The organism is Streptomyces sp. NPDC008079, from assembly GCF_042957385.1.
Classification (GTDB): domain Bacteria; phylum Actinomycetota; class Actinomycetes; order Streptomycetales; family Streptomycetaceae; genus Actinacidiphila.
Genome location: NZ_JBIBIC010000001.1, coordinates 928,577 through 949,381, shown reverse-complemented (window position 1 = coordinate 949,381; position 20,805 = coordinate 928,577). Strand labels below are relative to the sequence as shown.

17 protein-coding genes, 1 tRNA gene and 1 other RNA gene are annotated in these 20,805 nt (G+C 71.7%); 5 read left to right on the top strand and 14 right to left on the bottom strand.

The annotated features are described in order from the left end of the window. Positions 1-121 precede the first annotated feature (121 nt). From ACFZAM_RS04140 to ACFZAM_RS04125, 4 genes are all read left to right on the top strand, one after another. Positions 122-958 (top strand): sensor domain-containing protein, encoded by an 837-nt coding sequence (locus ACFZAM_RS04140; protein ID WP_391042518.1) that lies wholly within the window; start codon positions 122-124, stop codon positions 956-958. Positions 959-1,058: 100 nt separating this feature from the next. After that, entirely contained in the window at positions 1,059-2,516 is a 1,458-nt protein-coding gene (locus ACFZAM_RS04135) for a protein kinase (protein WP_391042516.1), read from the top strand. A gap of 424 nt (positions 2,517-2,940) precedes the next feature. After that, positions 2,941-3,420: a universal stress protein gene (locus ACFZAM_RS04130; RefSeq protein WP_391043546.1), complete on the top strand. Its 480-nt coding sequence runs from the start codon at positions 2,941-2,943 to the stop codon at positions 3,418-3,420. Between the two features lie 98 nt (positions 3,421-3,518). Further along, the gene (locus tag ACFZAM_RS04125; RefSeq protein ID WP_391042515.1) at positions 3,519-5,321 is read left to right on the top strand and encodes a prolyl oligopeptidase family serine peptidase; all 1,803 of its coding nucleotides are present in this window, start codon (positions 3,519-3,521) and stop codon (positions 5,319-5,321) included. 263 nt (positions 5,322-5,584) lie between these two features. Here ACFZAM_RS04125 and ACFZAM_RS04120 read toward each other — a convergent pair whose 3' ends face one another. From ACFZAM_RS04120 to ffs, 10 genes are all read right to left on the bottom strand, one after another. Next, positions 5,585-6,490, bottom strand: a complete 906-nt coding sequence (locus ACFZAM_RS04120) for an SURF1 family cytochrome oxidase biogenesis protein (protein ID WP_391042514.1) — start codon at positions 6,488-6,490, stop codon at positions 5,585-5,587. 208 nt (positions 6,491-6,698) lie between these two features. Beyond that, complete coding sequence (locus tag ACFZAM_RS04115; RefSeq protein ID WP_391042512.1) at positions 6,699-8,102, bottom strand: hypothetical protein; 1,404 nt, start codon at positions 8,100-8,102, stop codon at positions 6,699-6,701. After that, entirely contained in the window at positions 8,099-8,776 is a 678-nt protein-coding gene (locus ACFZAM_RS04110; RefSeq protein WP_391042510.1) for a SigE family RNA polymerase sigma factor, read from the bottom strand. Before ACFZAM_RS04110 ends, ACFZAM_RS04115 begins: the two co-directional genes overlap by 4 nt. 316 nt (positions 8,777-9,092) lie before the next feature. After that, the gene (locus tag ACFZAM_RS04105) at positions 9,093-10,154 is read right to left on the bottom strand and encodes an aspartate-semialdehyde dehydrogenase (protein WP_355335950.1); all 1,062 of its coding nucleotides are present in this window, start codon (positions 10,152-10,154) and stop codon (positions 9,093-9,095) included. Further along, on the bottom strand, positions 10,151-11,473 hold the full coding sequence (locus ACFZAM_RS04100) for an aspartate kinase (RefSeq protein ID WP_355335948.1): 1,323 nt from the start codon (positions 11,471-11,473) through the stop codon (positions 10,151-10,153). The genes ACFZAM_RS04105 and ACFZAM_RS04100 overlap by 4 nt, the downstream gene beginning before the upstream one ends. Positions 11,474-11,644: 171 nt before the next feature. Further along, on the bottom strand, positions 11,645-12,310 hold the full coding sequence (locus ACFZAM_RS04095; protein ID WP_391043543.1) for a DUF5063 domain-containing protein: 666 nt from the start codon (positions 12,308-12,310) through the stop codon (positions 11,645-11,647). A gap of 91 nt (positions 12,311-12,401) precedes the next feature. Continuing rightward, the gene (gene recR, locus ACFZAM_RS04090) at positions 12,402-13,001 is read right to left on the bottom strand and encodes a recombination mediator RecR (protein ID WP_355335946.1); all 600 of its coding nucleotides are present in this window, start codon (positions 12,999-13,001) and stop codon (positions 12,402-12,404) included. Positions 13,002-13,056: 55 nt separating this feature from the next. Next, positions 13,057-13,389 carry a YbaB/EbfC family nucleoid-associated protein gene (locus tag ACFZAM_RS04085; protein ID WP_391042507.1) on the bottom strand — a complete coding sequence of 111 codons (333 nt, stop codon included), beginning with the start codon at positions 13,387-13,389 and terminating at the stop codon, positions 13,057-13,059. Between the two features lie 276 nt (positions 13,390-13,665). Continuing rightward, positions 13,666-16,020 carry a DNA polymerase III subunit gamma and tau gene (locus tag ACFZAM_RS04080; protein ID WP_391042505.1) on the bottom strand — a complete coding sequence of 785 codons (2,355 nt, stop codon included), beginning with the start codon at positions 16,018-16,020 and terminating at the stop codon, positions 13,666-13,668. A gap of 59 nt (positions 16,021-16,079) precedes the next feature. Continuing rightward, positions 16,080-16,170, bottom strand: an RNA gene (gene ffs / locus ACFZAM_RS04075) — signal recognition particle sRNA small type. 76 nt (positions 16,171-16,246) lie between these two features. Here ffs and ACFZAM_RS04070 point away from each other — a divergent pair. Then, positions 16,247-16,331, top strand: a tRNA-Ser gene (locus ACFZAM_RS04070). Positions 16,332-16,396: 65 nt separating this feature from the next. Here the strand turns inward: ACFZAM_RS04070 and ACFZAM_RS04065 are convergent. The 4 genes from ACFZAM_RS04065 to ACFZAM_RS04050 all read right to left on the bottom strand — a co-directional run bounded on the left by ACFZAM_RS04065 (position 16,397) and on the right by ACFZAM_RS04050 (position 20,778). Continuing rightward, on the bottom strand, positions 16,397-17,683 hold the full coding sequence (locus tag ACFZAM_RS04065; RefSeq protein ID WP_391042504.1) for a tyrosine-type recombinase/integrase: 1,287 nt from the start codon (positions 17,681-17,683) through the stop codon (positions 16,397-16,399). 83 nt (positions 17,684-17,766) lie between these two features. Next, positions 17,767-17,985 (bottom strand): excisionase family DNA-binding protein, encoded by a 219-nt coding sequence (locus tag ACFZAM_RS04060; protein ID WP_391042502.1) that lies wholly within the window; start codon positions 17,983-17,985, stop codon positions 17,767-17,769. A gap of 439 nt (positions 17,986-18,424) precedes the next feature. Next, positions 18,425-19,900 carry an ATP-binding protein gene (locus tag ACFZAM_RS04055; protein WP_391042499.1) on the bottom strand — a complete coding sequence of 492 codons (1,476 nt, stop codon included), beginning with the start codon at positions 19,898-19,900 and terminating at the stop codon, positions 18,425-18,427. A 2-nt stretch (positions 19,901-19,902) separates the two neighbouring features. Beyond that, positions 19,903-20,778: a bifunctional DNA primase/polymerase gene (locus ACFZAM_RS04050; RefSeq protein ID WP_391042497.1), complete on the bottom strand. Its 876-nt coding sequence runs from the start codon at positions 20,776-20,778 to the stop codon at positions 19,903-19,905. Positions 20,779-20,805: the final 27 nt, after the last annotated feature.

The window sequence follows — 20,805 nt, the reverse complement described above, 5'->3', positions numbered from 1 at the left end:
GGGGTGGGGCTGGCCCCACCCCCGACCGGCCGGGCTGCCGGATGCCGCGAGAGGGGTGCCGAGCGGGATCGTCTAGGTATCAGGACGGAACGGTCCCCACCGCGATGATTCGAGGCCAGCGATGACCGCCAGCACATTCCCCCACGCCACTCAGAGCGCCGCCGCTCAGGCGTCCACCGCTCAGGCGTCCACCGCGCAGCCGCACTCCTCTCCTCCCGCCGCCGCGTCGCAGGCCCGGCCCGGCCTGCTGGCGGCTCCGGACGCCGGGCATCCCGCGTACGGTTCGCCCGCGAAGGGTCCAGGACCCGGCCGCGTCCCGCCCGGCTTCTGGCGCGCGCCCTTCTCCGCCGTCACCTTCCGCGAGGTCGGTTACGCGCTCACGTCGCTGCCGATCGCCATCGCCGGATTCGTCTTCGCCGTCACGATGTTCGCCGTCGGCACCAGCCTCGCCCTCACCGCGATCGGGGTGCCCGTCCTGGCCGCGATGCTGACCGGGGCCCGCGCGCTCGGCGGCGCCGAACGCGCCCGCGCCGGGAGCCTGCTCTCCCACCGCGTCGGCGAGCCCGCCCCCGTACCCGCGCCCCGTACCCCCGGCCGCTGGGCCGCCATGACCGCCAGGCTCCGCGACGCCTCGGCCTGGAAGGCCCTCCTCTTCCAGGTCCTCATGTTCCCCTGGCGCGTCGCGAGTTTCGTCCTCACCCTGACCTTCCTCGTCACCGGCTGGACCGTCGCCTTCTACCCCGCCTACGCCTGGGTCTTCCCCCGTTACGTCGACTGGCCCGGTTACCGCCTCTTCGAGTACACCTCCGGCGGCGTCCACCACGCCTACTACCTCTCCTCCCCCCTCCAGATCGCCGGCGCCTCCCTCCTCGGCCTCCTCCTCGTCTTCCTCACCCCGCCCCTCGTCCGCGCCCTCACCACCGTCGACCGCGCCGCAATCCGCTCCCTGCTGTCGTAGGGCGGGGCCCGCACCCGCGCGAAATGAGGGACCGCACCCCGCAGAGGGACCGTCATACTGGGCGCCTGGCCAGACGGGGGACGCGAGGAGGCGGCTGGGCGTGCAAGGCCCGAACGACACGAGCGATACGAGCGGCACGGGCGATACGAGCGCCTCGCACGGCTCCAACGGCTCCAACGGCTCCAACGGCTCCAACAGCACAGCGACAGGCGCCGACGCGAAAGCGACCCGCATCGGAAGCTACGTCGTCGTTCGCAAGCTCGGCGAAGGCGGAATGGGCCTGGTGTACCTGGCCCGTTCGCGGGGAGGCCGCCACGTGGCGGTAAAGGTGGCGCGGCCGGAACTGGCCGCGGACCCGTCCTTCAGGGAGCGCTTCCGCGCCGAGGTCGCCGCGGCGCGCATGGTGGGCGGTTTCCACACGGCGCCGGTGGTGGACGCGGACCCGGACGCGGAGGCCCCGTGGCTGGCGACGGCGTACGTGCAAGGTCCGACGCTCGGCCAACTGCTCGCCGCGCGGGGCCCGATGGGCGAGGAACAGCTCAAGGCGCTGGGCGCCGCGCTCGCCGAGGCGCTGGAGGCGATCCACCGCTGCGGTCTGGTGCATCGCGATCTCAAACCAGGCAACATCATCATGGCCGAAGACGGCCCGCGCGTACTGGACTTCGGCATCTCACGCGCCGTCGAGAACACCCGGATCACCACCACGGGCACCTCCTTCGGCACCCCCGGCTTCCTCGCCCCCGAGCAGGCCGAGGGCCGTGACGTGGACGGCGCCGCCGACATCTTCGCGCTCGGCGCGGTCCTGGTGGCCGCCGCGGGCGGCAGCGCCTTCGGCGGCGGCACGCCGGTCGCCCTGATGTACCGCTCCGTGCACCACGAGGCCGACGTCTCCGCCGTCCCGGAGGCGATCCGCCCGATGGTCGCGGCCTGCCTCACGAAGGAGCCCTCCCACCGCCCGAGCACGGACCAACTCCTCGACTGGTTCGGCGATTCGGGTACGGCCGAGGCGGGTACGGGCGACGCCCCGCACCGCACCGGGGACGCGGCCCCCCGCCCCTCGGACCCGCGGACTCCCGTACCCCCGCCTCCTCCGGCCGCCGCCAACCCGTACGCCTCAGGGGCCGTTCCGCCGCCTCCCCCGTACGCGCCCGGCGTCCCCGGTCCGTCGATCCCGCCGTCGAACCCGCCGTCGAACCCGCCGTCGACCTCGCTGGCCACGGCCTACCCGGCGCATTCGCCCGCCCCGGTCCCGGGCGTCCCGGCCTGGTCGCCGGAGGACGACGTCCCCGAATTCCTGGCGATGGACCGGAAGAACGCACTACTTGCGGACGATTACGGCATCTCCCTCGGCGAGAACGGCCAGACCGTCGACCTCCCCTGGCCGATGATCCGTTTCGCCGAGTGCGTCGTGGAGGACCACGAATCCGTCTTCCGGATGGCCGTCGTCCTGACGAACGGCACCATCCGCACCGGCCGCGTGTCCAGCCGCAGCCTGGCCGAACTGACCGAGTGGGCAATGCGGTTCACCCTGGTGCGCGACCGCTACCTGCGCCAGTAGCCGTTTCCCACGGCCGCAGCGGTGAGCCGCGCGGGCGCCAACTCCGTATCCAGCGAAGGCGCGAAGGCCCGGCCCCTCCGCTTCCACGACGGCGCGGAGCCGCGCGCCGACCCGGCCCGGAAACCGGACGCGTATCCGACGCGGACCGGCGACCGCCCGAAATGCCCCGCCACGCACTGCTTGTCACGCACGCTTGGCGTGTGGGCCGACCGTTTCCGGGGTCGGACGGGCAAGCGAGGCGAGGGAGACGGCCATGGGCGAGGCGGCGCGGAACACGGGGACGGGCACGGCAGCGGGCGCGGGCTCGGACGCGGGATCAGGCGCGGGCACGGGCTCGGACGCGGGCTCCGCCAAAGGCTCGGGCACAGGATCAGGCGCCGATCCCGGCACGGGCTCCGGCGAGGGCTCCGGTACCGGCTCCGGTATCGGCTCCGGTACGGGCACGGCCGCAGGCAGGATCGTCGTCGGGGTCGACGGCTCGGAACCGTCGCTCAAGGCGCTGCGCTGGGCCGCGCGGCAGGCGGCCCTGACCGGCGCCGCGCTGGAAGCGGTCATCGCGTGGGAGATGCCGTCGGCGTACGGCTGGGCCGGGCTGCCGGGGCTGCCCGACGACGTCGATCTGGAGGCCAACGCGGACCAGATCCTGGCGCGGGCCGTCGAGGCGGCCCTCACGCCGGAACAGGCAACGACCGTCACCCGCCGTACCGTGCTCGGCAACCCGGCCCAGGCCATCCTCGACAGCGGTGAGGGCGCCGACCTGATCGTGGTGGGCGTGCGCGGCCACGGCACCTTCCGCTCCACCCTCCTCGGCTCGGTCAGCCACACGGTCACCGTGCACGCCTCGTGCCCTGTCGTGGTCGTACGCGGCACGGCGGGCACGGCCCCCGCGGGCGGCGCGTCGTAGCAGCGGGGCGGTGATCCGCGGCGGCCGGGGCACGGAGTTATCCACAGGCTGTGAAGAGTGGGTGCCCGAATGTGGTCGGGGCGGAGCATCATGGGGGCATGAACGAGATCACCGGATCCCCGGCGGGGTCCATGCCGGAGTGGGAGAAGCGCTTTCGGGCGCCGCGGGTCGGGCTGCCCGAGTGGGCCGAGGACGCCCCGGACCGCAGCCTGTTCGTGTCGAACGTGACAGGGACGTACGAGCTGTACGCCTGGGACCGGACGACGGGCGGGCGACGGCAGGTCACCGACCGGCCGAACGGGACGACGGACGGCACGCTGAGCCGGGACGGCGCGTGGGTGTGGTGGTTCTCGGACACGGACGGGGACGAGTTCGGGATATGGATGCGGCAGCCCTTCGCGGGCGGTGAGGACGTACCGGCGGCGCCCGGCCTGGAGGCGTCCTACCCGGCCGGTCTCGCGCTGGGCCCCGGCGGCCTGGCCGTGGTCGGGCGGTCCACCGACGACGAGGGCACGTCGGTGTACGTGGTGCGGCCGGACAGCGAGCCGGTCGAGGTCTACCGGCACGCGGAGTCGGCGAGCGTCGGCGACCTCTCGGAGGACGGCACGCTGGTCGTGATCGAGCACACCGAGCACGGCGACGCGATGCACAGCGCGCTGCGGGTGCTGTCGGTCGCGGACGGCTCGACGGTCGCGGAGCTGGACGACACCGACGGCGGCCGGGCCGAGCTGGGCCTGGACTGCCGGGGATTCGCCCCCGTCGTCGGCGACACCCGCCTCCTGGTCGGACACCAGCGGTCCGGCCGCTGGCTGCCGATGATCTGGGACACCGCGACCGGCGTGGAGACGCGGCTGGCCATAGACCTGCCCGGTGACGTGCACGCCGAGTGGTATCCGGACGGCTCGGCGCTGCTGGTCGTCCACGACTACCAGGCGCGCGGCGAGATGTTCCGGTACGACCTGGCGGCCGGCACCCTGGCGCGGCTCGACACCCCGCCGGGTTCGGTCAGCGGCGCCACCGCCCGGCCCGACGGGACGGTGGAGTACCTGTGGTCGTCGGCGCAGCGCCCGCCCGCGGTGCGGTCCACGACCGGCGCCGTCGTGCTGGAGGCGCCGGGGCTGCGGGCGCCGGAGTCGGTGCCGGTGGAGGACGCGTGGGTGGAGGGTCCCGGCGGCCGGATCCACGCGCTGGTCCAGAAGCCGGTCGGCGAGGGGCCGTTCCCGACCGTGTTCGAGATCCACGGCGGTCCCACCTGGCACGACTCGGACTCCTTCGCGGCGGGTCCCGCGGCCTGGGTCGACCACGGCTTCGCGGTGGTCCGGGTCAACTACCGCGGTTCGACCGGCTACGGCCGGGAGTGGACGGACGCGCTCAAGCACCGCGTCGGCCTGATCGAGCTGGAGGACATCGCGGCGGTCCGCGAGTGGGCCGTGTCCTCGGGCCTCGCCGACCCGCGGCGGCTGGTGCTGTCCGGCGGCTCCTGGGGCGGCTATCTGACCCTGCTGGGCCTCGGCACCCAGCCGGAGGCGTGGACGGTGGGCATAGCGGCGGTCCCGGTCGCCGACTACGTGGCCGCCTACGCCGACGAGATGGAGGCCCTCAAGTCCCTGGACCGCACCTTCTTCGGCGGCTCCCCCGAGGAGGTCCCCGACCGCTTCGAGGCGTCCTCCCCGCTCACCTACGTCGAGCGGGTCGCCGCCCCCGTCTACATCAGCGCGGGCATGAACGACCCGCGCTGCCCGATACGCCAGATCGACAACTACGTCGAGCGGCTGCGGGAGCTGGACAAGCCGCACGAGGTGTACCGGTACGACGCGGGGCACGGTTCGCTGGTCGTGGAGGAGCGGATCAAGCAGGTCCGTCTGGAACTGGCCTTCGCGCTGAAACACGCGGGCGGGTAGGCGGCAGGGCCGGTGGCCGACCGGGGTTGGACCAGCGCGGGTCCGACCCCGGGCCAGCCCCGGGCCTCCGGCCGGGCGGATGCGCGTACGGCCGGACAGCTGGACACGCGCCTCGGCGGACGAAAGGCATCCGGACAGTCAGCCGGGCCAGCGCACGGCTGGACGTGCGGCCAGGGTGCGCCTCGGCGTCCGGCCCTGGGCGTCGGCGGACGCAGACGCGGTGACCACAGCGTCCGCCCGGCCCGCGCCGGAAGCGTCCGGCCCTAGGCGTCGGCAGACGCCGACGCGGTGACCACAGCGTCCGCCCGGCCCGCGCCGGAGGCGTCCGGCTCTGATTCCGCCTTCGGCGCGGACCCCGGCTCGTCGTCACCGTCGTCGGGGATGAGACCCAGCGCGGCGTCGGCGCGTGTCTCGGCCTCGCGGCGGGCCAGTCGGAACCACATGAAGACGACGAAGCCGGCGAAGACGAACCACTCACCGGTGTAGCCGAGGTTCTGGAACGCCTTGATGTCCAGACCGCTGTTGGGGGCCGCCGCCGGGGGCACCGCCTTCAGCGGCGCGGCGGGGTCGCTCGCGGTGATCCAGCCGCTGTAGACGGGGTAGGGCAGCACATTGACCAGCGAGGCGGCGCTGATCATGCCGAGCTGTCCGGAGGGCAGCGCGCCGTTGGACTGCACGCCGTCGGTGCCGGTGCTCTCCGGGTACTGGAGGGCGCCGGTCACGGTGACCTCGCCGGTCGGCGCGGCCGGTACGGCACCGGTACGCGCGGCGGCGGAGGCGTCGCCCGGCAGCCAGCCGCGGACGACGGGCAGGGCGGCGCCGTCCGCGCCGACCCGCAGGGGGGTCAGTACGTAGTAGCCGTCGTGGCCGTCGAGGGTGCGGCCGGGGACCAGGAGCTGATGGGAGGAGTCATAGCGGCCGGTCGCGCTCACCGAGCGCCCTGAGGCGCCGTCGGGCACCTGGGTGCGCGGCTGCGGCAGCAGTGTCGCCAACGGCACCGCCGCCTCGGCGACGGCCTTGCCCTGGGCGTGCTCGGCGCTCTTGTGGGAGTCGACCCGCAGCTCGAACCGGCTCAACTGCCAACTGCCCATGAAGACGCAGAACGGCACGGCGAGCAGCGACAGCACGCTGACCGCCAGCCAGCGCGGGGTGAGCAGGAACCGGTACACACCACAACGGTACGGGGGGCCGTTCGCGGCCCCGCAACCGGGGACCCGCACCGGCCCGGAGCCGACGCCGGGCGCGCGGCCAGGCGCAGGGCTCGGCCCCCGGTGACCAGGAGCGCCGGTCCTGGTCCCGCGAGGTGCGGGGAGGGGGTCCGGGGAGAGTTCCCCGAAGTACCCGAAGTCGCCGAAGTACCCGCAGTGCCCGGAGGCCCTACGAGCCGGAGCCGGTCGCTCCCGAGTCGGTTCCGGTGCCGCCGCTCGTCCCCGTACCGGGGGTGGTGTTGCCGCTGGTGGTGCCGGGGAGCGCGGCCGTCGTGTAGAGGGTGCCCGCGCAGGCGTTCTGGATGACGGGGCCGTCGACGACGGGGGCGCCCGCGGCCGGGGTGTGGTTGAGGGCGACGCTGCCGGGGGGCGGGCTGGTCGGCGGGTCACCGCTGCCCAGCTGGGTGGAGGCGCCGTTGCTGCCGCTGCCACTGCCCGTGCCGGTGCCCGGGTCGGAGCCGGTGGGGCCGCCGGTGGTCGCGGGGTCGCTCGACGTCGGCGTGGGTGTCGGGGTGGTCGGCGGCGTGGTGGGCGTCGTGGGGCAACCGCCGGTGCCGTTGCCCGCGGGGATCCACGCGAACTGCACCTCGTAGGTGTCGCCCGGTGCGAGCACCACGGGTCCGTCGACGCCGGAGGGCAGCCTGCTCGCCGGGTCGCCCGGGGTGTGGCCGACGACCTGGATACGGGAGGGGTCGGCCGAGCCCTCGGCGAGGACCTGCACCTGCCCGCTGCCGGGGACCGTACAGGGGACGCCGGAGACGTTGGCGACGCGGAACCAGCCGTAGACGCGGCCGGAGGAGTCCGGGGAGTCGGCGGAGCTGGTGCCCTGGCCGAGCTGGACGCTGGAGCAGTCGGGTGCGGAGACCGCCGCCGAGTCCGAGGGGGTGGTGGTCGCGGGCGGCGGATCGTCGGTGGGGCTCTTCGTCGAGGTGCCCGCGCCGCCGGTGCCGGTGGCCGCCTGGCCCGAGGAGGGGCCGCCCGCCCAGTAGTTGGTGTGGCCGTCCTGGCCGGGGGCGGAGGCGTGGGTGCTGGAGACGTTCGCCGGGAGGGCGTTGGTGCTGCTGGAGGTGTCGGCGGCGTGGATCAGCGCGGGCACCGCCATGCCGGCCAGGACCACGGCCGCGGCGGCACCGGCCAGCGCCTGCCGACGGTGCTGCCTGCGGGCCGGGACCGCGCGCCGCAGGTGGTCGAGCGCCTCCGGGGACGCCTCTATGCCCTGGACGGCGTTGTGCAGCAGCGCCCGCAGCGCCGCCTCCTCCGGGGTGTGCTCGACGCCGTCGGCACTGTCGAGGTCGAGTTCGAGACTGGCGAAGTCGAAGCCGCCGTCGAGGCCGAAGAGGCCGTCGGCACCGGAGCCGTAGCCGGACGCACTGTCGGAGCCCGAGGCGGAAGTGCGGTCGGAGCCGGAGCCCGAGGCGGAAGCGCCGTCCGAGCCAGAGGCGTCAGCGGCGTCGGGGGAGCCGAAGCCCAGGTCGCGGCCCCGGCCCTCGCCGTGGTCCGCGCCCTTGCCCTGGTCCTGATCCTGGTTCTTGTTCTGGTCTTCCATACCGTGCGCGTCGTCGGGGGTGGTCATGCCGTCGCCTCCATCGCGACGCGCAGCGCCGCGATGCCTCGCGAACCGTACGCCTTCACCGAGCCCAGGGAGATACCCAGGGTCTCGGCGACCTGCGCCTCGGTCATGTCGGCGAAGTATCGCAGCACCAGCACCTCGCGCTGCCTGCGCTGAAGCGTACGCATCGCGGCCTTGAGCTGGTCGCGCTCCAGGATCTCGTACGCGCCCTCCTCCGCGCTCGCCATGTCGGGCATCGGCTTGGAGAGCAGCTTCAGGCCCAGGATGCGGCGGCGCAGGGCGGAGCGGGAGAGGTTGACGACCGTCTGGCGCAGATAGGCCAGGGTCTTCTCCGGCTCGCGGACCCGGCTGCGGGCGGAGTGCACCCGGATGAACGCCTCCTGGACCACGTCCTCGCACGAGGCCGTGTCGTCCAGCAGCAGCGCGGCGAGGCCGAGCAGTGAACGGTAGTGCGCGCGGTAGGTCTCGGTGAGGTGGTCGACCGTGGTGCCTACTGCCATCGCCGAGTCAGAGTCCTCGCCTTCCGCGGCCGTGACCCGCACGACCGGCCAGGGCGCGATCACCGGGATGCCACCGGAGAGCGCACCGGACGCCGACGCGCGTGGACGCGGCAGCCGGGGCGGCGTGATCGTCCCGTGCCGTCCGAATGCCGTCTCGATACCCAGTGCCTCCGCCACGACTGTTGGACACGCATCCCCCCCTCAGGGTTGTACGCGCAAGACACGCCGCTCGACGGAGCGTCAAATATCCCCATGCGTACCAGCTCTTCCTCAACGCCCTGTTTGCACCGACGCTTCCCCCCGGACCACGCTCGGTGTGCAGCACCTTAGGGACCAGACCATAGGGCAGTGCGCTGACACAAAGACGCTCCCCCGAGCGAGTCGGTTCCCGCGGGGGAATGCAAAGTCTCCAACGTTCGGGTACATGAGTTCAAGTGGTCCAGACCAGCAACTTCGTCCCCGTGCACATTGCCGAGGACGCGCCCGAGCGGCCTCAGACGGCGATGTCCGCCGCCACCACCTCGGCGATCTGGACGGCGTTCAGCGCCGCGCCCTTGCGCAGGTTGTCGCCGCAGACGAACAGTTCGAGGGCGCACGGGTCGTCGAGCGAGCGCCGTACGCGCCCCACCCACGTGGGATCGGTGCCGACCGCGTCCGCGGGCGTCGGGAACTCACCCTGCCCCGGGTCGTCGGAGACCACGACACCCGGCGCGTTCCGCAGGATCTCGTGCGCCCGCGCGACCGTCACCTCGTTCTCGAACCGCGCGTGCACCGACAGCGAGTGGGTCGTGATCACCGGGACCCGTACGCAGGTCGCCGTGGCCCGCAGACGGGGCAGCCCGAGGATCTTGCGCGACTCGTTGCGTACCTTCATCTCCTCCGACGACCAGCCGTCGTCGCCCGCGAGCGAGCCCGCCCACGGCACCACATTGAGCGCAAGCGGCGCCGCGAACGGCCCGAAGTCGCCCACCGTGCGGCGCAGATCGCCCGCCTGCGTGCCCGCGTCCGTCCCCGCGACCTTCGTCATCTGGTCGCGCAGCGCCGCGATCCCGGCCTGCCCGGCGCCCGAGGCCGCCTGGTACGACGAGACGATCAGCTCGGTCAGCCCGAACTCGGCGTGCAGCGCGCCGACCGCCACGATCATCGACAGCGTCGTGCAGTTGGGATTGGCGACGATGCCGCGCGGGCGCATCCGTACCGCGTGCGCGTTGACCTCGGGCACCACCAGCGGCACCTCGTCGTCCATCCGGAAGGCGCCCGAATTGTCCACCACGACCACGCCCTTGGCCGCCGCGATCGGCGCCCACCGCGCGGCCACCTCGTCGGGCACGTCGAAGAGCGCGACGTCGATCCCGTCGAAGGCCGCCTCGTCGAGCGCGACGACCTCCGCCTCGGTACCGCGCACCGGCAGCAGCCGCCCGGCCGAGCGCGCGGACGCGACCAGCCGGATCTCCCCCCACACGTCCTGGCGCGTGCTGAGGAGTTCGCGCACCACCGTGCCGACCGCTCCCGTCGCCCCCACCACGGCGAGCGACGGTCGCGGCGCGGCGCTCATCGCCCGGTCCCTCCGTAGACGACCGCTTCGTCGCTGTCGCTGTCCAGGCCGAACGCCGAGTGCACGGCCTGCACGGCGGGCTTCACGTCGTCGACCCGGGTCACCACCGAGATACGGATCTCGGATGTCGAGATCAGCTCGATGTTGACGCCCGCGTTGGACAGCGCCTCGAAGAAGGTCGCCGTGACACCGGGGTTGGTCTTCATGCCCGCGCCGACCAGCGAGATCTTGCCGATCTGGTCGTCGTAGCGCAGCGAGTCGAAGGCGATGACCGTCTGCGCCTTGGTCAGCGCCGCCATCGCCTTCTGGCCCTCGGCCTTGGGGAGCGTGAAGGAGATGTCGGTGAGCGCGGTGGCCGCGGCCGACACGTTCTGGACGATCATGTCGATGTTGATCTCGGCGTCCGCGATGGCCCGGAAGATCGTCGCCGCCTCGCCCGGCTTGTCCGGCACACCGACCACCGTGATCTTGGCCTCGGACGTGTCGTGCGAGACGCCGGAGATGATCGCCTGCTCCATCGGACTGTCTCCCTGTGCTGACTCGTACGCGGCACGCGCTTGCTGCGGTCGCGGAAGGTTCGCGGGCCGTTCGCTGCTCACCCAGGTGCCGGGCAGCCCGGAGAACGACGACCGTACGTGGATCGGGATGTTGTAGCGGCGCGCGTACTCCACACACCGGTGCAGCAGCACCTTGGAGCCGGAACTGGCCAGCTCCAGCATGTCCTCGAAGGCGATCCAGTCCATCTTGCGGGCCTTCTTGACCACCCGCGGGTCGGCCGTGAAGACGCCGTCGACGTCCGTGTAGATCTCGCACACCTCGGCGTCCAGCGCCGCCGCCAGCGCCACCGCGGTGGTGTCCGAGCCGCCGCGCCCGAGCGTGGTGATGTCCTTCTTGTCCTGCGAGACGCCCTGGAATCCGGCGACGATCGCGATGTTGCCCTCGTCCAGCGCCGTACGGATACGGCCGGGCGTGACGTCGATGATCCGCGCCTTGTTGTGCACCGAGTCGGTGATCACCCCGGCCTGGCTGCCGGTGAACGACTGCGCCTCGTGCCCGAGGTTCTTGATCGCCATCGCCAGCAGCGCCATCGAGATGCGCTCACCGGCGGTCAGCAGCATGTCGAACTCGCGCCCCGCGGGAATCGGTGACACCTGCTCCGCGAGATCGATCAGCTCGTCCGTCGTGTCGCCCATCGCGGACACCACGACGACCACTTGGTGGCCCGCCTTCTTGGTGTCGACGATCCGTCGGGCGACGCGCTTGATGCCTTCGGCATCGGCGACGGAGGAGCCGCCGTACTTCTGCACGACAAGGCCCACGTGCGCTCCTCGCTCAGGGATTCCCAGGGGGTGCCGGGGGATTTCCAGGGGTTGTGCGGTCGGCCCAGTTTAACGAGCAGGCACGATCCGCCCCGCACGTATCGCATGGTGAGATACGTCGCCCGAGGCGTGATCAGCCGCAAGTTTTACGGCCGGAGGCGCGGGGGCGTCCTACGTCGCCGGGCGCAGCCCCAGCGTCCCCAGCTCGGCCTCCATGACCTTGCCCGCCTCCTCGGCCAGCTCCTCCTCGTCGTCCCCGTCGCCGCCGGTGTCCAGGCCGTCCAGCTCGTCCAGCGGGCTGTCCAGCCGTACGTGGGCCACGAGCGACTGGAGCGCGCGCAGGCTGGCACTGGCCGTGGAGCCCCAGTTGGACAGATACGAGAACTGCCACCACCACAGCGCCTCGGAGATCCTCCCGGCCCTGAAGTGCGCGAGGCCGTGTGTGAGATCGGCCACGACATCGGCCATGTCGTCGGAGATACGGCAGGCCACCGGCGTCGACCGCGGCACGTACGGGTCGAAGACCTCGGAGTAGACGTCGATCGGTTCGAGGAGCGCCGCGAGCCGCTGCCGCAGGTCGTCCTCGTCCGGCTCGGGACCGACGTCCGGCTCGTACCGCTCGTCCGGGACGATGTCCTCGTGCGCGCCGAGCCGGCCGCCGGCCAGCAGGAGCTGCGAGACCTCCAGCAGCAGGTACGGGACCGCGCTGTCCGGATCGTCGCCCTTGGCGACCTCGCGGACCGAGAGGATGAAGCTCTCGATCTGGTCCGCGATCTGTACGGCGAACTCGTCCGGTTCCTGCTCCTTGCCCGCCACGTCCTGTGCCCGACCCCGCATCTGGTCCTGCTTCTGCTTCCGGTCCTGCCTCTGGCCCTGCGCCTGGGCCTGCTTCTGGCCCTGGTCCTGGTCCTGCTTCTTCGTCACGGTCTCAGACATCCAGCAACCGCCTCCCTTCGAAGGCCCGCCCCAGCGTGACCTCGTCCGCGTACTCCAAGTCACCGCCCACAGGGAGGCCGCTGGCCAGTCGCGTGACCCGCAGTCCCATGGGCTTCACCATCCGGGCCAGGTACGTCGCTGTCGCCTCGCCCTCCAGATTCGGGTCCGTCGCGAGGATCAGCTCGGTGACGGTGCCGTCCGCGAGACGGCTCAGCAGCTCCCTTATCCGCAGGTCGTCGGGGCCGACGCCCTCGATCGGGCTGATCGCGCCGCCGAGCACGTGGTACTTCCCGCGGAACTCGCGGGTCCGCTCGACCGCCACCACGTCCTTCGGCTCCTCGACCACACAGATCACCGAGGGGTCGCGGCGCGGGTCACGGCAGACCCGGCACTGCTCGTCCTGCGCGACATTGCCGCACACCCCGCAGAACCGCACCTTCGCCTTCACCTCGGACAGCACGTGCGCGAGGCGCCGTACGTCCGCCGGATCGGCCTGAAGGATGTGGAAGGCGATCCGCTGGGCGCTCTTGGGACCCACGCCGGGCAGCCTGCCCAGTTCGTCGATCAGGTCCTGGACCACGCCTTCGTACACGCCGACGAGCCTTCCTCACGGTTTCCGCGGTTCTCCGGTGGGGTTTCCGGAGGGGTCAGAACGGGAGGCCGGGCATGCCGCCCAGCCCCTGGGCGAGCGGGCCGAGCTTGGCCTGCTGGATCGCCTGCGCCGCCTCGTTCGCGTTGTGCACCGCGGCGACCACCAGATCGGCGAGCGTCTCGGTGTCGTCGGGGTCGACCGCCTTGGGGTCGATGACCAGGCCGCGCAGCTCACCGGCGCCGGTCACCTTCGCGGTGACCAGGCCGCCGCCCGCGGAGCCCTCGACCTCGGTCTCGGCCAGCTCCTGCTGGGCCGTGGCGAGGTCCTGCTGCATCTTCTGGGCCTGCTGGAGCAGCGCCTGCATGTTCGGCTGACCACCGGGAATCACGGTTTCACTCCTGACTGGCGTCTGCGGTGCGGTGCCACCTTTTTCGTGACAGGGCGAGCCTACGTGTTCGTACGGCCCAGCGCCCTACGCCGTACGGAGGATCGGAACCGGGCGGAGACCACCCGACGGGAGTACAACGCGTCCACCAGGGGTGGGGTGCCCGAATCCGGTGGTGAACTCGGCCGGGGACCGGGCCGAGTCGTGGGCCGAGTCCTGTGCCGGGTCCTGTGCCGCGGACGCGGTCGGGCCCCGCGCCGTGCCCTGTGCGCCGCGCCCTCAGTCGTGCGCGATCTCCTCTATGACCGTGGCGCCCAGCTCCCGCACGAAGAGGTCGTGGCCGCTGAGCGCGGAGTCGACGAGATCCGGGTCGTCGTCCTCGGGGACGTCGTCCTCCAGCGGAGGCGGCATGTCGTCCATGGGGGGCGGCCCGGACTGGTAGGACGCGGACGGTGCCTGGGACGAGGAGTGGGACTGGTACTGGCCTTGGCCCGGCCCCTGGTCGTGCCCGTATCCCTGTCCCTGGCCCTGGGACAAAGGGGGTCCGGCCTGGAAGTCCGGTCTCGGGGCGCCCTGGGGCCGGTCCTGCCCCTGGCGACCGGCCGGCGGCTGCGGCGGGCCCGAGGGGCGGGGGGCGCCACCGCCGCCTCCGTAACCGCCGCCTCCGCCCTGCCCGCCCGCGCTCCCGGCGCCGCCGCCCCCGTTCGGGGCCACGATCGCCTCGATCTTCCACTGCACGCCGAGCGCGTCGCTGATGGCGGCCTTGAGTACGTCCTCGCTGCCGCTGTTCGCGAAGCTGTTGCGGGCGCCGGGGTTGTCGAAGCCGACCTGGAGGGTCTCCCCGTCGAAGCCCGCCACCTGGGCGTTGTTGAACAGCAGCATCCAGGTCAGGCGGCGGCGGTTCTTGACCGCCTCCAGGATGTCCGGCCACATCTGGCGCACCCGGCTGGGGTCGCCGAGCGAGGCGGTCGGGGCGGGGGCCTGCGACTGGGTCTGGGCCTGGGCCGGTGGGGTCTGCGGCGCGGCGGGCGGGGGCGCCTGAGCCGGGGGCTGCGCCGGGGTCCGGTTCTGCGGCTGGCCGGGCGAGGCGGCGGACGGCCAGGCGCCGGGGCGCTGGGCGGGGGGTGCCTGGGCGGGCGGCACCTGGGCCGGGGGCGCCTGAGCGGGGGGCGGCGGCACGGGCGGTGCGGCGGGCGCGGCGGCCTCGGCGCCGGGTGCCTCGGAGGGTACGTACGCGGGTACGGCGGGGGCCGGGGGCTGGGCCTGCGGTTGGACCTGGTGCGGGGGCGGTGCCTGGGCGGGGGCGTACGCCGTACCGTTCTCGCCCGAGGTACGGCCGCCGCCGAGTGCGGCTCTGGCGGCGGCGGGTCCGACGGCCTGCGGCGCGCCCGCAGCCGGACCCGTACCCGTACCCGTGCCCGTACCCGTGCCGCTGGACGGGCCGCCGCCCTGGGCGAATCCGGCGGAGACCCCGGCGGCGACGCCGCGCTCCAGCCGTTCCAGGCGGGCCTGCAACGAGCGCTCGTCCTCGTAGGCGGCGGGCAGCAGCACGCGGGCGCAGATCAGCTCCAGTTGGAGGCGGGGCGAGGTGGCGCCGCGCATCTCCGTCAACCCCGTATTGACCAGGTCGGCGGCGCGGCTCAGCTCGGCGGCGCCCAGCACGGAGGCTTGCGCCTGCATCCGCTCCACCACGTCGCGCGGCGCGTCGATGAGGCCCTTGTCCACGGCGTCCGGGACGGCCGCGATGATCACCAGGTCCCGTAGCCGTTCCAGCAGGTCGGCGACGAAACGGCGCGGGTCGTGCCCGCCCTCGATCACCCGGTCGACGATCTCGAAGACCGCCGCCCCGTCCCCCGCGGCGATCCCGTCCACCACCTCGTCGAGCAGCGCGGCGTCCGTGTAGCCGAGCAGCGCGGTCGCCATGGCGTACGTCACGCCGTCCGCCGCCGCGCCCGCCAGCAACTGGTCCATGACCGACATCGAGTCACGTACCGACCCGGCCCCGGCCCGTACGACCAGCGGATACACCCCGTCCTCCACGGCGATGGCCTCGCGCTCGCACACCTGCGCCAGGTAGTCGCGCAGCGTGCCGGGCGGCACCAGCCGGAACGGATAGTGGTGCGTACGCGACCGGATCGTGCCGATGACCTTCTCCGGCTCGGTGGTCGCAAAGATGAACTTCAGGTGCTCCGGGGGCTCCTCGACCACCTTCAGCAGGGCGTTGAAGCCCTGCGGGCTGACCATGTGGGCCTCGTCGATGATGTAGATCTTGTACCGACTGCTGGCCGGGCTGAAGAACGCCTTCTCCCGCAGATCACGGGCGTCGTCCACACCGCCGTGCGACGCCGCGTCGATCTCGATCACGTCGATCGACCCCGCGCCGCCCCGCGCCAGGTCCACGCACGACTGGCACACCCCGCACGGCGTCGGCGTCGGCCCCTGCTCGCAGTTCAGGCACCGTGCCAGGATCCGCGCGCTCGTCGTCTTCCCGCAGCCTCGCGGCCCGCTGAACAGATACGCGTGATTGACCCGGTTGTTCCGCAGCGCCTGCTGCAACGGGTCAGTGACGTGCTCCTGTCCGATGACCTCGGCGAAGGACTCGGGACGGTAGCGGCGGTACAGAGCAAGGGACACGCCTACGAGGTTATCCGGGCCCACCGACATCCGGCCCCGTCATCCCCGCCGGCCCACGCAAAGACCCCCCACGCACCCGCCAGAGCCCACCTACCCTTGCTGCCTTCCGGCCCTGGGGGAGTTCAGCGAGATAGCGCCACGTGAGGGGCTGCCGCCCACTCTACCCGATCCCCCACCCCCCCATCGAGTTCGCAACCACCCCCCCACGCCCTGTACTGTTCCTCCCGGAGGATTCGCCTAGTGGCCTAGGGCGCACGCTTGGAAAGCGTGTTGGGGGCAACCCCTCACGAGTTCGAATCTCGTATCCTCCGCACTTGCCTGAACAGGCAAAACGAAGCGGCCCCGCTGATCACAGCGGGGCCGCTTCGTTGTCCGCTCAGCCGCCGTTGTCCTGGTTTTTGTCCACAGGGGGTGCGGCGGGGCGACCCCAGATGGCTTCGGCGATCTTCCGTGCGACGTCCTTGAGCATGGCGTCGGGCACGTGCAGGTAGCGCGCACGCATGCTCGCGGACGTGCCCGGCTCCCACCCCATGATCTGATCAATGACGCGGGCGGGGACGCCAAGCAGCATGAGGACCGTCGCGGCGGTGTGCCGTGCGTCGTGCAGTCGCCCGTCCCGGACCCCCGCGTCTGCCAAGAGGCGTTTCCAGTCGTGATAATCCGTGTTCGGACTCAGCGGGCCTCCCAGCGGTTTGGTGAACACGTACTCCGACTCCGTCCACAGGTTCCCGGCCGCCTTCCGCTCCCGCGCTTGAGTCGCCGCGTGCGCACGGAGCATCGACACCAACGGGCCCGGAAGGGGCACGGCGCGGCGACCAGCGCGTGACTTGGTGTTCTTCGTCTCCCGACGGGTCTGCACCCGACGCGGGCAGTAGCCCGCTTTCCGGCCGCACGGCGAGGTTTCCGGGCATCCGTGCTTGTACCGGGGACGCAGTCGGTTCCGCCGCAGCTTCAAATACTCGTTCTCCAGATCCACGTCAGACCATCGCAGTCCGAGCGTTTCGCCCTGGCGGAGTCCGAGCGCCAACGCCAGCATCCAACGGGCGCTGTTCCGGCGCTTGTTGGCTTCCAACAACAGGCGCTGGACCTCTTCCACTGAGTAGGGCTCGACCTCGGATTCGTCCTCTTCCATCCGTGGCGGCTTCGCCAGACTGGCCGCGTTCTTCGCCGCATAGCCGCGCCGCGCCGCCTCTCCCAACGCCGTATGGGCGGTCCGGTGTGCCTGGTGAGCCGTACTAGCCTTCCGTTCCCCGCTCGCCTGCATTCGGCGGTACAGGCTCTCAAGGTGCTCGGGCTGCAAACGGTCAAGGCGGTGCTTGCCGATGCCGGGAACGAGGTGGACGCGTACGGCGACCTCGTATCCGTCGTACGTGTTCTCGCTGACCCTCGGTTTGGCGATGTTCTCCACCCAGTGTTCGAGCCACTTCCCAACCGTCCATGGCTTGCCGGGCTGTTGTGCCGATCCCGCGTCGCGCTGCCTCTCCAGTTTCTTGACAGCGTCCACCAGGACGGGGCGCGTCTTGCGGGTGATGTGGCGTCGGTACGGCTCCCCGTTGTCCTTGTAGCCCATCGGCACGCGGGCGTGCCAACGGCCGTCCGCTCCGAGGTAGATCGCGGATTCGCCGTTGGCGCGGCGGGTGCCTTTCTTCTTGTCCTCTGCCATGGGCAGGCTCCTGTCTCTTGCGTGTCGGGATGGAGCCGGGGCGGCGGGCTGTCCTGTCCGGGAGTGCCGCCGCCCCGGGGTGGTCAAGCTGTGCGGTGGGCGGTGCGGAGTCGGGTGACGTAGGCGGCCGGTGCGTCGACGGGGACGCGACGGAGACGGCCGACGGGTACGGATTCGAGTTCTCCAGTACGGATGAGTGCGTAGCAGGTGGTGCGGCCGATACGCAGTCGGCGGGCGGCTTCCTCGACCGTGAGGAGAACGAGAGTGGTGTCGATTGCTTCGCTGAGCGGAGTGATGTCCACGCACAGCACCTTTCGTCTCAACGCTCTTCGGGGTGGCTGTGTCTGTCCGAGGTGGAGATTTCTGCGTCACCGCGTCACGTGCGTCATACGAAGCTGTGACCTGTGGGTTTGGGTGACGCAGGGGTGCGGGTGTGCGTCATCCCTGCGTCACAGGCTTCGTCACCGAGTGACGCAGGTGACGCAGGATGACGCAGAGATTTCCGTCTGCGTCACGCCCGTTTCGGCAGGCCAGGACCGGTTTTCGGTCTACTGGTGACGCAGTGACGCAGAGGTTCCTCTCTTAGGACAAAAGATGGGGTGCCTGTAGTGCTTGGGTGCGCCTTCAGGCGTGATTTAAGGAGCCGCTTCGCGGCGCGACCTTGGGGCGCGCGCTGCGCCGAACAGCAAGAGGAGCACCCGGGGCCGTGGTGCTCTTCTTGCTTGTCCGGGCGAACGCCGGTCAGAACGCCCGCTGTTGCTCGGGCGGGGGCGGCGGTGCGGGCCGGGTCATTTCGAGATAGCGGCCCTCTCGGGTGCGGCCGGAATCGATGAGGACGCCACGGGCGGCAAGGGTGGGCTGAAGGCGTTTGAGGCGGTCTGAGAGGACTTTCCCGGTGGTTGGCCACCCTTTAGGCATCGGGCGCAGTTCCTCACTCGCGTAGAGGCGGCTCAGGCACGCTAACCACTCGGTGGACGTCATCCGCTCCTCAGTGCCCGGAGCGATGCTCTCGGCGTGTTGAAGGACGGTCTGCGCGAGCAAGTCCCCCTCAATGACGTCGTCGTTGAGGTCGTCCAGACTGGCCCGGTAGGCGCGCAGAGCTCCGAGGCCGGTTGCCGCGTCAAGTTGCGCGCACAGGTGGGCGAAGTCCGCCATCCGCAGATCCGTCGGTGTCTCCGCCGTGACCGCCCGGACCTTGACCGTCAGATCCAGCAGAGACCCGAGCACGACCGGCAGCGCTTCGGCGTACTCCGCCCACAGCTCCGCCTCGGTGCGCCGGACCGTGGGGCGTTCCAGCCGCAGAGGCAGCAGCCGCTCCGCAAGGTCCGGGCGGATGACTCCGACGTCGATGCCGGTCAGGAGCAGGGGGCGGCGGTAGCGGGACCGGTGGACGTCCCCGTCGGTGAACAGAGCGCGCTTGACAGACTCGGCTCCGGTGACGATGCAGCACATGGCGTCGGACAGGTCCGGCGTCATGTAAGAGAGGTTGTCCAGCGCGGTGACCCACCCGGCCGCGACGGCGGCAATCAGGTTCTCTTCATCCTTCGGGGCCCGGCGCAGGTCCCCGCTCATGCCCTCAATGATCCGGATGAGCATCCGCCCCCCGGTGGACTTGCCCGCCCCTTGGGGCCCGGTGAGGAACGGCGCGGGAACGGGAACCGACGGCCCGAGACAGCCGATCAGCCACGCAATGGCCAGGCACTCAGTCTCAGCGGTGGCGAAGTTGCACAGCCTCAGCAGCAGATCGATTCCCTTGCCGTCGGTGTCCTTGACCGGCAGGGGGAGTTCCCCGGTGAGTTGCGTGCGGCGCCAGCACACCTCACGCGGGTCAGGAACCAGGATCTCCCACCCGGTGGGATGGATACGGACCGACCGTCCGTCGTCGCGGCCAAGGTCCAGCCACGTCGCACCGTCGAATCCGGGGGCGACGCGGATGTTCACCGGCTGCACGTCCTCAGTCAGCGCAAGCGCCTCGATCAGGTCCAACGCCTCTTTGAGGGCGGTGCCGTTGAAGACGCCACGTCCGTCGCGGAACAGGCCGACCATGAGTTCCTGGCGGTGGCTGCCGGTGGTCCCCTGGGAGCGGATCGGCCGGGCCACGGGGTGGCCGTTCTTCTGTGCGTAGACGGTTCCGTCGGCGGTGCGGAAGTACCGGAAGTTCGCTTGCGCGTAGTCGGTGATGATCTCGCGGCCGGGAGTCTTGTCGTCCTCGGACACGGCTACACCCCCAGCCGGGTACGGGCATTGGTCCACGCGTCGGTGCAGTGCCGGACGCTTTCGCCTTTGGCCTGAGCGGCGGCGAACAGCCGCGCCATGTGCGCCTCGGTGAGGCACCCGCACCGGCCGTGCGCGGAGAGCACGGCGAGGAACGTCCGGTAGACCGTGGTGTGGACCCCGCTGGACGCGGCGTTGATGGTCTGTTCCGCCATGGTGATACCGCGTTCCAGGTACGTCGGGGTGCGGTGACGGCACGCCCCGCCACCTCCCGGCATAGGTGCGGTCACCGGCCGGACCGGGGAAGGCACCTTGACCACCAGGGCGCGCACCACGTCCGGCAGAACGGCGAGAGTGCCGGTGCCGGGCCCGAGCCAACGGGCATAGGACATCGTGGATTTGATGTCGACGCCCGGCCGGACCGAGTTCGCCGACGGCATGACGCCCCGGTAGAGCCAGTGCTCACCCCGCGTGGTGCGCACGGTCCGCGTGGCGGGCAGAACGGTGCGGGCCCAGGTGATGGCGTCGGCGTCGTCGAGGTCCACGACGGTGAGACCGGCGCCGCCGGGGTGGTAGGCGACGGCCGCCGCGTCCCGCCACGCGGACGCCCGTGCGGCGGAACGCAGGGTGTCCGCGTCAGTGGAGGCGGCGGCCCAACCGTGGCAGGGGCGCGAGCACTGGCACGGGCCGGGGGTCTTCATGTTCGGCCGCCCGCCGCACGCGTTGCCCTTGCACGCGGGGCAGTTGCCGAACGGCACCTTGCCCGCCCGTAGCGGCAGGACCGGGATACCGGCCGCCGCAAGGGCGAGAGCTGTGCGCAGGTGGTTCCCGTCCGGCTGATTCGCGTCGGTGAGATGTGGGGGTTGGCAGTCAGGTGTCATGCTGGACGTCTCCTGTTCTGCAATGTC